Annotated in this window: 15 protein-coding genes; 11 read left to right on the plus strand and 4 right to left on the minus strand. The window is 56.3% G+C overall.

Annotated elements, in window-relative coordinates:
* The first annotated feature begins 34 nt into the window (after nt 1-34).
* Nucleotides 35-574 (plus strand): chloramphenicol phosphotransferase CPT family protein, encoded by a 540-nt coding sequence (locus ACRBB0_RS06800; RefSeq protein WP_431373652.1) that lies wholly within the window; start codon nt 35-37, stop codon nt 572-574.
* Here the strand turns inward: ACRBB0_RS06800 and ACRBB0_RS06805 are convergent.
* Nucleotides 561-782 carry a sulfurtransferase TusA family protein gene (locus ACRBB0_RS06805; RefSeq protein ID WP_431373653.1) on the minus strand — a complete coding sequence of 74 codons (222 nt, stop codon included), beginning with the start codon at nt 780-782 and terminating at the stop codon, nt 561-563. The two genes, ACRBB0_RS06800 and ACRBB0_RS06805, sit on opposite strands and share 14 nt — an antisense overlap.
* Nucleotides 783-875: 93 nt before the next feature.
* Between ACRBB0_RS06805 and ACRBB0_RS06810 the strand changes: the two genes are divergently transcribed.
* The 4 genes from ACRBB0_RS06810 to ACRBB0_RS06825 all read left to right on the plus strand — a co-directional run bounded on the left by ACRBB0_RS06810 (nt 876) and on the right by ACRBB0_RS06825 (nt 5,460).
* Nucleotides 876-1,625 (plus strand): cytochrome c biogenesis CcdA family protein, encoded by a 750-nt coding sequence (locus tag ACRBB0_RS06810; RefSeq protein WP_431373654.1) that lies wholly within the window; start codon nt 876-878, stop codon nt 1,623-1,625.
* 108 nt (nt 1,626-1,733) lie between these two features.
* Nucleotides 1,734-3,056 carry a hypothetical protein gene (locus tag ACRBB0_RS06815; protein WP_431373655.1) on the plus strand — a complete coding sequence of 441 codons (1,323 nt, stop codon included), beginning with the start codon at nt 1,734-1,736 and terminating at the stop codon, nt 3,054-3,056.
* Nucleotides 3,057-3,074: 18 nt separating this feature from the next.
* Nucleotides 3,075-4,445 carry a cytochrome P450 gene (locus ACRBB0_RS06820; protein ID WP_431373656.1) on the plus strand — a complete coding sequence of 457 codons (1,371 nt, stop codon included), beginning with the start codon at nt 3,075-3,077 and terminating at the stop codon, nt 4,443-4,445.
* A 127-nt stretch (nt 4,446-4,572) separates the two neighbouring features.
* Entirely contained in the window at nt 4,573-5,460 is an 888-nt protein-coding gene (locus ACRBB0_RS06825) for a fructose bisphosphate aldolase (protein WP_431373657.1), read from the plus strand.
* A 63-nt stretch (nt 5,461-5,523) separates the two neighbouring features.
* Here ACRBB0_RS06825 and ACRBB0_RS06830 read toward each other — a convergent pair whose 3' ends face one another.
* A complete protein-coding gene (locus ACRBB0_RS06830; RefSeq protein ID WP_431373658.1) occupies nt 5,524-6,192 on the minus strand; it encodes a helix-turn-helix transcriptional regulator in 669 nt (222 codons plus the stop codon).
* Between the two features lie 174 nt (nt 6,193-6,366).
* On the opposite strand from ACRBB0_RS06830, the gene ACRBB0_RS06835 reads away from it, so the two are divergent.
* The 6 genes from ACRBB0_RS06835 to ACRBB0_RS06860 all read left to right on the plus strand — a co-directional run bounded on the left by ACRBB0_RS06835 (nt 6,367) and on the right by ACRBB0_RS06860 (nt 10,998).
* A complete protein-coding gene (locus ACRBB0_RS06835) occupies nt 6,367-6,585 on the plus strand; it encodes a twin-arginine translocase TatA/TatE family subunit (RefSeq protein ID WP_431373659.1) in 219 nt (72 codons plus the stop codon).
* 3 nt (nt 6,586-6,588) lie between these two features.
* Nucleotides 6,589-7,077 carry a Sec-independent protein translocase protein TatB gene (locus tag ACRBB0_RS06840; RefSeq protein WP_431373660.1) on the plus strand — a complete coding sequence of 163 codons (489 nt, stop codon included), beginning with the start codon at nt 6,589-6,591 and terminating at the stop codon, nt 7,075-7,077.
* Nucleotides 7,074-8,030: a twin-arginine translocase subunit TatC gene (tatC, locus tag ACRBB0_RS06845; RefSeq protein ID WP_431373661.1), complete on the plus strand. Its 957-nt coding sequence runs from the start codon at nt 7,074-7,076 to the stop codon at nt 8,028-8,030. The genes ACRBB0_RS06840 and tatC overlap by 4 nt, the downstream gene beginning before the upstream one ends.
* Before the next feature lie 20 nt (nt 8,031-8,050).
* Nucleotides 8,051-8,875, plus strand: a complete 825-nt coding sequence (locus ACRBB0_RS06850) for an ATP-binding protein (protein WP_431373928.1) — start codon at nt 8,051-8,053, stop codon at nt 8,873-8,875.
* Nucleotides 8,876-8,910: 35 nt separating this feature from the next.
* Nucleotides 8,911-10,110, plus strand: a complete 1,200-nt coding sequence (locus tag ACRBB0_RS06855) for an NAD(P)/FAD-dependent oxidoreductase (protein WP_431373662.1) — start codon at nt 8,911-8,913, stop codon at nt 10,108-10,110.
* Between the two features lie 99 nt (nt 10,111-10,209).
* Nucleotides 10,210-10,998: a gamma-glutamyl-gamma-aminobutyrate hydrolase family protein gene (locus ACRBB0_RS06860; protein ID WP_431373663.1), complete on the plus strand. Its 789-nt coding sequence runs from the start codon at nt 10,210-10,212 to the stop codon at nt 10,996-10,998.
* Nucleotides 10,999-11,014: 16 nt separating this feature from the next.
* Here the strand turns inward: ACRBB0_RS06860 and ACRBB0_RS06865 are convergent, their stop codons facing one another.
* Both ACRBB0_RS06865 and ACRBB0_RS06870 read right to left on the minus strand, forming a co-directional pair.
* A complete protein-coding gene (locus ACRBB0_RS06865) occupies nt 11,015-13,090 on the minus strand; it encodes a Hint domain-containing protein (protein WP_431373664.1) in 2,076 nt (691 codons plus the stop codon).
* Nucleotides 13,091-13,304: 214 nt separating this feature from the next.
* On the minus strand, nt 13,305-15,542 hold the full coding sequence (locus ACRBB0_RS06870) for a molybdopterin cofactor-binding domain-containing protein (RefSeq protein ID WP_431373665.1): 2,238 nt from the start codon (nt 15,540-15,542) through the stop codon (nt 13,305-13,307).
* Nucleotide 15,543 lies beyond the last annotated feature (1 nt).

Below are 15,543 nucleotides of genomic sequence, written 5' to 3' on the forward strand. Positions count from 1 at the left end.
GACCGCGAAACCTTCCCCTGCTAACGGTGATCCAATGAGCCAAATTGTCTTTTTGCACGGCGCTTCCAGCAGTGGAAAATCCACATTGGCGCGTGACTTACAGGCAGCTATGCCCAACCCGTATTGGCATCTGTCAATTGATCACCTGCGCGATACCGGCATTTTGCCAATGCAGAGATTTCGCACCAAGGAATTGGACTGGTCGTCTCATCGCGCACAAATATTTGCGGCGTTTCATAGCACCATTGCCGCTGTGGCAACTGCGGGCAACCATGTCATTCTAGAACATATTTTGGAAACACCGGGCTGGCTGGATGAGCTAAAGCAGCTGTTTTCCCCCTTTGACACAGTGTTTGTCGGGGTGATGTGTCCCTTGGAGACTTTGGAACAACGAGAGCTGGCCCGAGGCGATCGTCCGATCGGCAGTGCGAAACAAGATTTTCACAATATCCACAACGGTTTGCGATATGATCTTGAAGTCGATGGAACGGATGAGGTGTCAACGAACGTCCGCCTAATTCAGTCCTACGCGCGCAAGTCAGCGCGTGCCTCTAGCTTCGTTACGCTTTCTTAAGCGTCCAGACCATCAAAGGGCCATCTTCACGCGCATCCACCAATTCATGTCCGGCTTCATTACAATAATGCGGCATGTCGATCACTGCGGCAGGGTCATCGGTGCGCACGATCAAAAGATCGCCGGCGCTGAGCGCCATCATCCGTTTGCGGGCTTTGAGAACGGGAAGGGGGCATAGCAGCCCGATTGCATCAAGTTCATGGGTCATGACCCCCAGATAATCGCAAACACACATAAGGTCCACGAGGATGTGACCGCGTGAACAGGTGACGGCGCTGCGGCGATGCCCTATGTGACTCCTATGTTTGGAATCGACCTCATTGACGCATCGCTTTTGCCCGCCATGTTTGTGGCGCTGCTGGCGGGATTCATCTCTTTCCTAAGCCCCTGTGTGCTGCCGATTGTGCCGCCCTATCTGGCGTATATGTCTGGGATGAGCATGGGGGACATGACCGAAGGGCGCAGCCGGTCCCGCCTGATTGTCGCGGCTCTGTTCTTTGTTCTGGGCCTGTCGACGGTGTTCATTTTCCTCGGCTTTACAGCGTCTTGGCTTGGCTCGTTCTTTTTGTACAACCAAGACATTCTGGCCAAGGTTGCTGGCGGTGTCGTCATCATCTTTGGTTTGCATTTTCTAGGTGTGTTTCGGATTGGTTTCCTGGATCGTGAAGCCCGCATGGACACTGGCGAAACCGGTGGCTCGGCTTTTGGGGCTTATGTCTTGGGGCTGGCTTTTGCCTTTGGATGGACGCCTTGTATTGGCCCGATTTTGGGAACGATTTTGTCGTTGGCCGCCTCTGAGGCTTCGGTTGCACGGGGCACGATCCTTTTGGGCGTTTATGCGCTTGGGCTTGGGGTGCCGTTCTTTCTTGCTGCGGTATTCTTGACCCGTGCGATGGGCCTGATGAACCGCATTAAGCGCCATATGGGAATCATAGAGAAATTTATGGGTCTGTTGCTGATTGCCGTGGGTGTGGCGATGGTGACCGGGGCCTTTACGGCGATGGCCTTCTGGTTGTTGGAAACTTTTCCGGTTCTGGCAACCGTTGGGTGACACAACAGCCGAATTACCGCCGCGGCCTTACCCAAGTTCAATCCCATTGCGGTCTTACTCTTGCCGGATTGGCGCGCTAGGATCAGCGCCAAGACAAGGTGTGTGCGTATGGGCGATAATCAACAACAGAAGGTGAGCAAGAGGCGGGTGTTTTACATTCCCGGCTACGACCCAATCCATCCACGCCGCTACCGAGAGTTGTACCGCAAAGAAGCGGCCGCGCAGGCCCAGACATCGGGTTATGAGATTGCGCTCAGCCCAAAATCTGGCGGCGGGGCCTATGGTTGGCATGTGGAGGCACGGATAGAGGCCTGTGATGTTCAGGCCGATGTCGAGGTGTTGGTATGGTCCGATATTGTGCGCGACAGCATGTCAAATTCGGTCCCAGCCACCTATTGGCAAATGCTGCGCACCTCGTGGGAATATATCGCCACTGGCGCGCTATGGCGGCTGATGAAGCTGCGAAAAGGGCCGGTGATCGCCGCGCTTTACCCGATAGGTGCGTTGCTGTTGCAATTGTTGATCGCCGTTTTGATCGGTTTTGGCATGGCCTATGGGGGCGCGACTGCGGTTGACGCTCTTGTGGCGCTGGTTACTGGGTCCAAAGGGGGCGCATGGCTTGGCCCCTTGGTTTATGTTGTGGTTTTGCCTCTGGTTGCCTGGGCTGTATTGCAATGGTTCAAGGCCCGAGATGCCAAGTTCTACATCTATTACCTGATGCATGATTACGCCTATTCGGCGCGCTATCGCGGGGCCAATCCGCCCGAACTGGAGGGGCGTTTGGCCGAGTTTGAGGAGGTGATTGCCCAAGCACTTCAAAGTGACGTCGACGAGGTTCTGATTGTCGGTCACAGCTCGGGCGCGCATCTGGCGGTGTCCATTCTGGCCGATTTGATCCGCAAGGGCAGGGTGCCGGACGATGGCCCCAAGTTGGCGTTTCTAAGCCTTGGGCAGGTTGTACCAATGGTGTCCTTTTTGCGCGATGCGTGGCGGCTTCGGGCCGATTTGCAGTTTCTCAGCGCTCAGGAGCACCTAAGCTGGGTTGATGTCACGGCTCCTGGCGATGGTTGCGCCTTTGCGCTTTGTGATCCGGTTTCCGTGTCTGGCGTCGCGCCCGAAAACAAGCGTTGGCCTTTGGTTTTCTCTGCGCAATTCACCAAGTCGTTAAGCCCTGAGCGCTGGAAGGCGTTGCGATGGCGGTTCTTCCGCCTGCATTTTCAGTATCTCTGCGCCTTTGACCGCCCCTTGGACTATGACTATTTCCAGATCACCGCTGGGCCGCAGCTTTTGGCAGATCGGTATGCCAATCGCCCGCCATCCAGCAGTCGCATTGATTATGCCGTGTCCAAGTTCACCAGTACAGTTCCCGGACCCCATTCTGGCACTCTCTCTGGTGCGGTCTCTGACACAACTCCGAAAACATCGCCATGACATCGCTATGACATCGCCATGACCATGCAAAAACGCCCCCCAAAACCGCAGGCCCGAAGCGCGCGCGTGTCGCTGCGCCAATACGCCAAACTGTTTCGACAAGACATTCTGTCAGCGCAACCGGCCAAGCTTTACCGCGCTTGGATGGCGGAATTCAAAACACCGTTTTTCCAATCTTACATGGTCAACCAGCCCGAATTGGTCAAAACCGTTCTCAAGGAGCGCCCGATGGATTTCCCGAAATCCAGTCGTATCTCGGAAGGGTTGCGGCCTTTGCTGGGCAATTCGGTGTTTTTGACCAATGGCGAGCAGTGGAAGCGACAACGTCGGATCATTGACCCCGCATTCGAAGGCGGCCGCCTGAAAGATACTTTTCCGGCCATGTGGGCGGCCAGTGTTGCAGCGCAATCGCGGCTGGCAGATCAGGCGGGGCAGGTGGTGGAGATCGAGGAACTGGCCAGTCACGCGGCGGCTGATGTGATCTTTCGTACCTTGTTTTCGATCCCAATCGAGGATGATCTCGCCTCGGAGGTGTTTCACGAGTTTCGCGCCTATCAACGCAGCCAGCCGATCCTCAACCTGGCCGCGTTTCTGCCTTTGCCGCGCTGGATGCCACGGTTTTTCCGGCGCGATACCAAAGCGGCGGCGCAGCGTATTCGCGGTTTGATCCGGCAATTGACCGATCAGCGCATGGCCGCGATCAAGGCAGGCACCGCGCCTGATGATCTGGCGACCAAGATCATGACAACCAAAGACCCGGACACCGGCGAAACCTTTTCCAGCGAAGAGATGGTTGATCAGGTGGCGATTTTCTTTCTGGCCGGTCACGAAACCAGCGCCAGCGCGTTGGGCTGGGGGCTTTACCTGTTGGCAATGTATCCCGACTGGCAGGACCGGCTGGCGCAAGAGGCGCGCGATGCCAATCTGACCGGCGACTTTTCTCAGATATCGAAATTGCGCCTGTGCCGCGATGTGTTCCGCGAAACCCTACGACTCTATCCCCCTGTGCCGATGATGGTGCGCGAAGCGTCCTGTCCGGAACATTTTCGCGACAGGGATGTGCCCAAAGGGGCCCAGATTGTTCTGAGCCCTTGGCACTTGCATCGACATGAGCGGATCTGGTCGGACCCAGACGCCTTTAAACCCGAACGCTGGCAAAGCGATGAGGCCAAGACCTGTGGGCGTGACGCCTATATACCGTTTTCCGCTGGGCCACGCGTTTGCACCGGGGCAGGGTTTGCCATGGTGGAAGGCGTGCTTTTGCTGTCACTGCTGGTGCGTGATTTGCGGATCGAAACCGTCGAGGGCAAAGACCCCATCCCAGAGGCGCATTTGACTGTGCGTTCCCGCGACGGAATATGGTTAAAAATTACGCCGAGAACGGCTTAAGTTTATTTTATCGCTAGAAAAAAATGGCATACCAAACAGTTAGCGCTAAACCTCGTCTGACACTCTACCAAGCGCGGCTTTGCTCGTTTAAGGAAGGCTGAAATACGTTTTCCAGTGAGGAAGAGACATGGCATTTGAGAAGCAATCAGAACAGATGACGTCGGGCAAGGGCTTTATTGCAGCGCTTGATCAGTCGGGTGGTTCAACCCCAAAGGCGCTTGGTCTTTATGGTGTCACCGCAGACATGTATGACGGCGACGAAGCCATGTTTGACGAAATCCATGCTATGCGGTCGCGTATTGTTTTGTCGGATGAATTCACCAGCGACAAAGTCATCGGTGCGATCCTGTTCGAACGCACTATGCGCGGTGAGATCAACGGCAAGCCAACGGCACAATTGCTCTGGGAAGATCGTGGTATCGTGCCCTTCCTGAAAATCGACAAGGGTCTCGAAGACAAGTCCAATGGCGTTCAATTGATGAAACCGATCCCAGGATTGGCGGAAACGCTGGCCGATGCCAAGGGTTTTGGCATCTTTGGCACCAAGGAACGCTCTGTCATCCACGAGGCCAATGCCGAGGGTATCAAAGCCGTTGTTGCACAGCAATTTGAGCTGGGCAAAGAGGTCGTTGCAGCCGGTCTCGTGCCGATCATTGAGCCTGAAATCGACATCAACTCGGCCACTAAAACCGAAGCCGAAGAGATGATGAAGGCCGAGATTGCCGCACAATTGGACGCGCTGGATGAGGGGCAGGATGTGATGCTCAAGCTGACCATTCCTAACACCGATGGTCTGTATGACGCACTGGCAGATCACCCGCGCGTTCTGCGTGTTGTGGCATTGTCGGGGGGCTATTCCACGGATGTGGCCTGTGAGCGTTTGGCCAAGCAGCCCAAAATGATCGCCTCGTTTAGCCGCGCCCTGACAGAAGGCCTGTCCAAGCAGCAATCAGATGCAGAGTTCAACGCCGCGTTGGGCAGCAACATTACAAAGATCTGCAACGCCTCTGCCTAAGCGCGCGTTGCCTGTGAAAGCATGAACCCCATTGGCCCTGGGCCTGTGGGGTTTTTTGTGCTCTTAGGGCCGGGCCTCCTGAGAAGCCCGCCAGTCTGCCAGTGATTTCCCGGGTTCATCCACAAACAGCCCCGGCACGATGGACAGACTGTCAATCCGATCAATTCGCAGCGACAAAAACGCCTCTGTGGTTTCGCTATAGGCGATACAGGTCCACACCCGACCCCAGTAATCAATATGCAAAGGGCGGATGATGTGCACGTCCTGCCTGCTCTCGATCCGAAGCTTTTGCCGTGCGCGAATGGCGTTCTTGACGGCGGGCATATGCACAAACCCATGCGCCGCTTCGGCAAAGGCATCCGTGGCAAAGCCGAACGGCGCCGGGGCGGGCCCTGATTCCTCGGGGAGCACCGCATCAATTTTGCCAGACAAACTGCGCGCCGCCGCGCTCACATCGTCGAGCTCGGCCGCCCCCAATGTCGCCAGAGCCAGATGCAAGGCTTCCAACTCCTCTTCTGTGAGGTTCAAGGGCGGTAGGGTGATCGCAGCGCGCACCGTATAGCCATAGCCACGGGTGCCTTCGACAGGCACGCCTGATTCTGCCAGCGTCTCCATATCGCGATAAATCGTGCGCACTGAGACGCTCAAATCTTGCGCCATCGCCTCAGCCGTGTGCAATTTCCCATCGCGCAACCGCTGCATCAATGCATAAAGCCGGTCCGATCGCTTCATTGTTGCTCCATTTCAGCAGCGCTCCTGACAAAATCCTGACAACTGACAGTCTCATGACAAATCGCAAAGGGCAACGCGTCGCTTTGGCGCTTTTCGTGAGGCCACAGAGGCTTTAGATAGCAAAGATGACATTTACCTGGGGGCCGCACGCCCCTTGTGACAAGGAGAAACCCAATGGGTATTGGAAATATCGGCCTTCCGGGCCTCTTGCTGATCGCGGTTGTTGTGCTGGTTCTGTTTGGCCGTGGTAAAATCTCGGGCCTGATGGGCGAAGTTGGCAAAGGCATCACCGCATTCAAAAAGGGCGTTGATGATGGCAAGCAAGAAATCGAAGAGCAAGCCGCAGATGAGGCCGTTGACGTGACCCCAGCGGACGAAAAAGACAAGGTTTAAACCATGTTTGACTTCTCCATGGGAGAGTTGCTGGTCGTGGGTACGGTCGCGCTGATTGTGGTCGGCCCCAAGGACCTGCCCAAGCTGTTTCGCAATGTCGGCCAGTTCGTTGGCAAGGCGCGCGGAATGGCGCGCGAGTTCAGCAAAGCGATGAATGACGCGGCTGACACCACTGGCGTTGGGGATGTGGCCAAGTCGTTTAAGGCGGCTACCAATCCGCTTGGCACGGCAATGGACGGGGTCAAAGATGCGGCCAAATCCATTACGGATATCGACCCAAACAGCCAGACCGGCAAGCTGTCCAAAGAGCGTGAGGAAGCCAAGAAAAAGATCGAGGCCAATGCCGCGCGGGTTGCTGCTGAGCGCAAGGCCCGCGAGGCCGAAGAGGCCACCAAGAAAGCCAAAGAACTTGAGGCCTCACTGAAGCGTGACGATAGCGCTGCGGATGCCGGGGCTGGTTCTGGTGCTGCTGGCGACGGGGGAGACGCATGAGCGCGACCGAAAATGAGATCGAAGACAGCGCCGCGCCGTTGATCGAACATCTGGCTGAATTGCGAACCCGTTTGATCCGGTCTGTGATCGCTTTGGTCATTGGGATTGTGGTTGTGTTCCCCTTTGCGGAGCCGATACTAAAGTTCTTGGTTATTCCTGTGGAACAAGTGCTCCGTGAAATGGGGGACATAGCGCCGGAACTTCAAACAACCTCGCCTACGGAAGCCCTATTTGCCTATTTTAGGATTTCGATGGTGTTTGGCTTCGCGCTGGCCTTTCCTGTTATTGGCTATCAACTTTGGCGTTTTGTGGCCCCCGGCCTTTTTAAAACCGAGAAAAACGCGTTTTTGCCCTTCTTACTAGCTTCGCCGATTATGTTCCTGCTTGGGGCCAGCTTTGCTCAGTTTGTGATTACCCCCATGGCAATGGGTTTTCTTTTGGGCTTTTCGGATGTCGCCACTTTGGCGTCCGGCGCATTGGCGACGGTCGCGGAGTTTATTCCAAGCTTGGCAGATGCAGTGCCTTCTCCTGAGGACGGGATTTCGATCAAGTTCAACGGCAAAGTTAGCGAAACGCTTGATATTACATTGAAACTGATCATGGCCTTTGGTCTGTGTTTCCAGCTTCCCGTGCTATTGACCCTAATGGGCAAGGCCGGTTTGGTCAGCGCAGAAGGGCTTGGCAGCGTTCGTAAATACGCCATGCTGGGCATCTTGGTTTTGGCCGCTTTGGTCACACCACCGGATGTTGTGACCCAGTTGATCTTGTTCTCAGTGGTCTATGGTCTGTACGAAATTTCGATCTTCCTTGTGCGAATGGTCGAAAAGAAACGTGAAGCCGATCTGCGGGCACAGGGCCTTTGGTTCGAGGAGGAAGACGAAGAGGGTGATGATCCCTTGATGGCTGAGTTCGACGAAGACGACGTTGAGGATACCAAGGATACGACCAAGTGATTGATCACCTATCTGATCCGATGGACCGTATTGCAGCGGCGCTGGAGCGTATGTCTCCTGCGCCGCTGGCGGCCCCAGACTTCACTGCCGAAGCTTTTGTCTGGCACACCGGCCCGGAACGTTTGGAACCGGTTTCCAAGGTTTCGCGTGTGGATTTGTCACTGCTGTTGGGCGTTGATCGCTCGCGCGATACCTTGCTGGCCAATACGCTGCAATTTGCCCGTGGTCTGCCAGCGAACAACGCCCTTTTGTGGGGCGCGCGTGGCATGGGGAAGTCCAGCCTTGTCAAGGCAGTACATGCCAGAGTTCAAGCGGAAGGGCTTGATCTGAAGCTGGTGGAATTGCAGCGCGAAGACCTGCCCACGGTGTCGCGTCTCATGGATATTCTGCGCGATGCTCCGTTCCGTTTTGTGCTGTTTTGCGATGATCTGAGTTTTAGTCACGACGACCAGCATTACAAAAGTCTCAAGGCGGTTCTGGACGGTGGTGTTGCCGGTCGGCCTGACAATGTTGTGCTATATGCGACCTCAAACCGGCGTCATCTGATGCCGCGTGATATGATCGAAAACGAGCGTGGCTCGGCGATTAACCCGTCTGAGGCGGTGGAAGAAAAGGTGTCTTTGTCGGATCGTTTCGGGCTGTGGCTTGGGTTCCACCCCTGTAGCCAAGACGAATACCTGGCGATGATCCGGGGATATTGCACCGCTTATGGTGTTGAAGTTTCAGATGAAACACTGCACGCTGAAGCCATTGAATGGCAGGCAACCCGCGGGGCGCGATCTGGTCGGGTGGCTTGGCAGTATTTTACCGATTTGGCTGGCCGCAAGGGCGTTTCTTTGTCCTAGACTTTGCGGTTTGGCCCATATGCAGGAATTTCAACGTGAATCAGGCCACTGAGACTGTGACCCGTTGCGACGTTTTAATCGTTGGTGGCGGGCCGGCGGGCCTTGCCTGTGCGGCGCAATTGCCTAGGCACCTTAGCTGTCTCGTTGTTCATCAAGACCCCGAAATTGGCAAACCTGTGCGCACGTCCGGCGGGTCGTGGTTGCGTGATCTGCAAGAGCTTGGGGTGCCGGAACAGTTCTATCAAGTCATTGATGCGATCGAGATAAGGTCGGATAACCGGCGGTCTCTCCACCAGATGCAGACCGACAAAATGGCGGTTTTGGATATCACCGGGCTCTACCAGTGGTTGGCGGAGTTGGCGCGCGCCGCAGGCGCAGAGGTTCTGACCGGTGCCAAGTTTCTAAGTTGCCTGCAGGACGAAGACGGCTTTCGGTCGGATATTCGGATCAAAGGGCAGGGCGCGCAAACCATTCGCTCCAAATATATCATTGACGCGTCTGGTACGCCGCGCGCGGTTTTGGAATGTCTGGGGCTGGGTAAGCGCGCGGAACGCGTCGGCGTTGGTATTGAATACGAATATGAGATCATTGACGCCCCAAAAAACCGGGCTGTGCTGTTCGTCGGTCAGCCGGTTTTGCAAGGGTACGGTTGGATTTTTCCCGCCCCGAACAACCATTTACGCATCGGTGTTGGTGTGATCCAACCCGATTGTGATCGATCACCTCGCGATATTATTGACCCGCTGATAACGCCTGAGTTTCTGCAAAGCTATGGGCTGACGCTCGGCAAACGCATTCAGGTCAACGCGGGCATTATTCCATCAGAGCCCTACGATCCAAGGCTGGTGTTTGGCCGGGTGATCCGGGTGGGCGACAGTGCAAATGTCGCGACGCCAACCGTGGGGGAAGGCATCCGATTGGCGATCGAGATGGGGCGGGATTTGGGCCAGAGATTGTCTGAATGCGCCCAGATGGGCACGGATCGGCCTCTGCGACGTTACCAATCCCGCTGGAAAAAGCGGTTTTTAGTACAATATCTGTTTGGTTATTGGGCAAACAGGAAAATTGCCCGCTATGGTGCAGCGGATTGGGATCGCTCGATTGCACGTGTCTCGCTTTTGTCCGAGCGTCAGTTGGCGGCGCTGATCCGGTGCGAGCTGAGCCCGAAACGGATGTTTAATGCTGCTATGGCACAATTCCAAAATAGGCTTAGGCGCGTGTTTTTGGGAAAGTGACATGGGGGTTGTGCGCATACGCACGCAAGGGGCGGTTCGAAACCCTTTCGGCGCATGGCGTTCTGATATAAACCCTAGGGGACCAAGCAGGAGTATTCTATGTCTCGGCCAAATGTCCGGCCCATTGTAGGCATCATCAGCAATTCGTATTTGCTCAATGATCAATATCCGGCCCATGCGGGCGGTACGATGAATTCCGAAGCGATTTCAACGGTGTCGGGCTGTATCCCGTTGTTGATACCCGCAGATCCGCGCTTTGTGTCTGTCGACGAACTTCTTGAAACCTGTGATGGTTTCTTGCTGACCGGCGGACGGCCCAACGTGCATCCCGAAGAATATGGCGAAGAATATAGTGATGCCCATGGTGATATGGACCGGGCGCGTGATGCGATCACATTGCCGCTTGTGCGGGCCTGCGTGGATCGCGGTCAGCCGTTTATGGGCATTTGCCGTGGTTTCCAAGAGGTGAATGTCGCTATGGGCGGGTCGCTTTATCCCGAAATCCGCGATCTGCCGGGGCGCGACAATCACCGCATGCCGCCCGATGGCACGCTGGAAGAAAAATTCGCCCTCCGTCATATCGTGAACCTCAATGAAGGTGGATGTTTTCATAAGCTTTTTGGCTCATCCGAGGTGCTGACCAACACATTGCACGGGCAGGGCATCAAACGCCCCGGCGCGCGCGTTATCGTCGAAGGCCACGCCCCAGACGGCACGCCTGAGGCCATCGTGATCAAAGATGCACCAGGGTTTACCATGTCTGTGCAATGGCACCCGGAATGGGATGCCTCAAACGATCCTGTTTCCCGCCCGCTCTTCACAGCTTTTGGCGATGCGGTTAGAACCTATGCTCAGGGGCGGCAGGCTCCGATCCGCAAGACGGCTTAAATCCGAGTTTTAGGGTTTAGGCTGCTAGGGCCATAGGACGCGCGGCCATTGCCGCCATCCATGCTTTGGCTTCGTGTTTTTTAAGGCACAGGCGGGCTGTTGGCCCAAAGCTTTCCGGGGTGTCCCGCAAGGCCGGGAAATTGGCAAACAGATCATCGCGGGCATGTGGGTGCAGCGCCTTAAGCGCCTCAGTGCCAACAAAGAAACTCTCGGTCGCCATGCCTTCGGCAAAGATCACCTCGTGCTGATCCAACATCAGGTGGATATAGGTGACCAGCTCGCCGGGGACCCGCGCAACGTCGCGCCCGTTTTCCAAGTGGCAAGCGGCTGCAAAGACCTCATCCGTGCCAAACATCAGCTCGGTCTGATAGCCCTCAAGCAGCATGCGGTGCTGTGGTGACACCAAAAGTGGGCGATCCCCGCCAAATAGAGACGGGTCAATGCGGATCGGAGCCGTTTTCCCGCGTGCCAACACAGTGCGCGACCCGGTCCAGCGCAGAGGCTGGGGGCCATGATCACGTGTGATGATCATGTCGCCCAATTGCAGGGTCTCAATCGCGCGGTATCCGGTTGTGGTCAGAATGCGGGTGCCGGGCGTAAAGCAAATCACGTCGTCAATATTTGAGAAGCTGACCAGCGATCCGTCGTACATTTGTACGGTGCCGGACAGTTCGCCATCTACATTTGACGTGATGTTGAGCGTGCCTCGATCTGCCACGCCATTGAGGTCAAGCACATCGCCAGTGCCTTCAAGCGTGGTCAAACCTTCGATAACGATGTTGCCGCTGCCCGCTTCACCAAGGTCGACCAGCGTGATCACATCATCGCCGTCACCGGCATTGATCGTGTCGCCCTGGCTGGCGAAAATCGTGTCATTGCCCGCACCACCCAGGACACTGTCGGCCCCGATGCCACCGTCAAGCACGTCGTTGTCCGCGCCGCCATCCAGCGTGTCGTCGCCTGCCTCGCCATAAATACTGTCGTTGCCGGTGCCACCAAGCAGGGAGTCATCGCCCGTGGCAATCTGCACCGCTTCAAAGTTCAGATCCGTCAACCAGATCGCCTGAGTGCCGTCTTGACCGTTGCCATAAATGACTTCGATCTCAGACACCGGGCCTGCGATTTCGACGAGGGCAGAGCCGTCGGCTTGGTTGGGGTTGTTCAGCGCAGCATCAGCGGTGATCGTATTGCCCGCAACCGTGTCACCGCCAGCCAATGTAATGGTTACGGCGACAGGATTGCCATCGGCGTCATAGGCGTTGATTGTGATAACATCGGTATGGTTGCCGGCAAAACTGTCGATGTCATTGATGCGGAATGAAACGTTTTCGACATCGTCTTGAACCGACGCACCGCTGCTGGCGGCAAAGTTGATGGTGGTTGTGGAGGTGTCACCGTCACCATTGCCATAGAGATACAGCGAAGAGCGCCCGCTAAAACCGCCGTCGTTATATTGAAAATCGTCTGTATCGACTTGGAACAAGGGCGCGTTGTCGCCGTTATTGGTGAACCCTAAGGTGACATCAATGTCACCAGTATCCTGGGTGAACCCGCCTGAGACATCGGTGCCGTTGCCACCCTGATCGGTCCAGTTCAGCGTTTGCGAAATATTGGCGGGGTCATAGCTGCCGTAATCGCCATAAATCAGATCGTCGCCACTGCCGCCGTCGATTGTGTCGTTGCCGGTGCCGCCAATCGCAGTGTCATTACCGTCGCCCGCGCGAATATCGTCGCTTCCATCGCCACCGTCGTCAGGGCTTTCGCCATGGATATCGTCATAGTCGGGGTTGATCAAATCATCGCCCGTGGTGCCGGTTACGATACCATCAGGCGGAGATGTCACAACGCTCGAAGACGTGAGCGTATCCACCGGCCCATAGGCGGGGACAAAATAGGTGTTGCCATCGGTGGCCAGATAGTAAGTGCCGGGTTCAAGCGTGTTGGTATAGGTCGTTCCGGCATATGTGCCGGACCATTCCCATTGGCCATTGCCCAAATTGGAACTGGTGGTGAACGTGATTAAGCTGCCGCTGATCGCGTCACCGGGATCTAAAACCCCATCGCCCAATGTAACGAGATAACCGTTTGGCATCGTCTCGCTCCTGCCTCTGTCGCTGCTCGTGGCCCGGTTTTCGGGTCCGTTTCCAATAGCGATACAGTTGAGCTGTGGCGGAGATGGGGAGCAATTGTGGCAAAATTAAGGTAAATTTTAGGCAGCTCGGCGACGCAGGCCCTGTGTTAAGGGTGAAAAACGGCCCGAACCCAATGGGCCGGACCGTTCTTTATCTCTTTAAATCAAAGGACTATCAGCTAAAGAAGCTGAAGTCTTTGTTCAGGGGCAAACTGCGGGCTCGGGTGCCGTTGAGATCAAAGATCGCATTGGCAAGGGCTGGGGCCGCTGGGGGTGTCCCGACTTCTCCGATGCCGCCAATGTGCTCTTGTGTTTCCAAAATGCGAACATTGACTTTGGGCATTTGTTGGATGCGCAGGGGCTCGTAGTCAGGGAAGTTGAGCTGTTCAACTTCGCCGTCGGCCCAGGTGATCTCTTCGCCAATCGCGGCAGACAAGCCATAGGCCATGCCACCAAAAAGCTGCGCTTCGATGATGCCGGGATCAAGCGCGACACCGGGATCGGCGGCGATCCAAGCCTCGGTCATTTTGATATCACCATCAATGTCGGCCACTTCGATCACAATCGCGGTGGGGGTGCCAAAGCTGTAGACCATCGCCACGCCGCGCCCGATGCCATCGGGGGTTTCACCGGTCCAGCCGGACATCTCCTGAACGGCTTTGAGCACGTTATAGGCTGGTTCCCATTCGTCGCGGGTGAGGCCAAGGCGGAAGTCCAACGGGTCTTTTCCAGCTTCCAAGGCCAGCTCATCGACAAAGCTTTCCGAGAAAAAGCCGTTAAAGCTTGCTCCGACCGATCGCCAGAACCCCATGGGAGGTTGTGTGTCGGCCTCATAGCCGCGCACCCGGTAGTTTTCGATGCCATAGGGTTGGTTGAACAGGCTGTCGGTGATAGCGCGATCTGGGCCTCCCGGCGAAAATCCGAGCCAACGGCCCATGGCCTGTTTGGTCACAGACGGGGCCGAGACGCGCGCATCCAAAAGCACCGCTTTGCCGTCTTTGATACCGCCAGTCATGCGTGCAATCGCACCGGGACGATAGAAATCATGCGTCATGTCTTCTTCGCGTGACCATGTGACCTGCACAGGGGTGCCGGGTATCGCTTTGGCAACGCGGGTGGCGAGAACGGAGAAATCCAGCTCACCGCGACGGCCAAAACCGCCGCCCATCAGCGTGGTTTCGACAATGACATCTTCGGCATCCAGACCGGCCTCATCGGCGCAGGCACCTTGGGTGAAACCGGGGGCTTGGTTGCCTGCCCAGATCCGCAATTTGGTGCCATCAATCCAAGCGGTGGCGTTTTGCGGCTCCATGGTGGCGTGGCTTAGGAAGGGCACGCGGTATTCGGCGCTGACTTCGGTCGCACCCTCAGGAAGCGTATCTGCCGTGCCATCGTCACGCAGGGTCGAGTTGGGCTCGAGGTCAAAACCGGCTTCGATCTTGGCAAAGATTTCCTCGGTGCTGCCGTCATAAGGGGCATCTGCCCATTCGATATCAATCGCTTCCAGCGCTTGCATCGCGAGCCAGGTGTTGTTGGCAATGACGGCGACACCATCCCCCATATCAACGATTTTCTCGACGCCGGGCAGCTCTTTGGCATCGCGGGCGTCAAAGCTCTTCATGCCGCCGCGTTTGGGGGACATGCGCACAGAGGCGAATTTCATGCCGGGCAGGCGAGTATCTATGCCGAAAGTGGCGGTGCCTGTCGATTTTCCGGGAATGTCGACACGTGGCACTGATGTCCCGAGGATTTTCCATTCGGATTGCGGGCGTAGTTTCACCTTAGGCGGATCAATTTGAGCCGCAGCCATGGCCAGATCGCCATAGGGCAGAATGGAGCCGTCGGGGGCAATCACGGTGCCCTTTTCGGTTTTCAGCTCCTTGGCATTTACATTCAATTGCTGCGAGGCGGCTTCCTTGAGCATTTCGCGTGCGGCCGCCCCTGCGACGCGCATCCGGTCATATCCGTCGCGCATGGCGGTTGAACCGCCGGTGACTTGCAGATGCAGAACCTTGCCGATTTTGCCCATGGCCCCCGCAATGGCGTGCTGGAAGGAGCTGTCATCATAGCCCTTTGTGTTCAAACCTTCGCCCATCAACGCCGAGTTGTAATAGGCCTGTGCAGGTTCGCCGTGCAGGACGGTGACTTGATCCAAAGTCACATCCAGCTCTTCGGCCAAAAGCGCGGCCCACGTGGTGTGAGTGCCTTGACCCATTTCGGCACGCGGCGCGATCAAGGTGATGCCATCGGCATTGATCAAGACAAACGGATTTAACGCGGCGTCTTGGGGGCCGGGTTTCAGAGGGTTGGGGGCCGGTTTGTTAACGTACCAGGCACCAACGGCAACGCCGCCGACGATGGCCAAAGAGCCAAACAAGAAAGAACGGCGGGCGATTTTTCCAATAGAAGCCATG

This window comes from Pelagimonas sp. (assembly GCF_050633425.1).
GTDB lineage: Bacteria > Pseudomonadota > Alphaproteobacteria > Rhodobacterales > Rhodobacteraceae > Pelagimonas.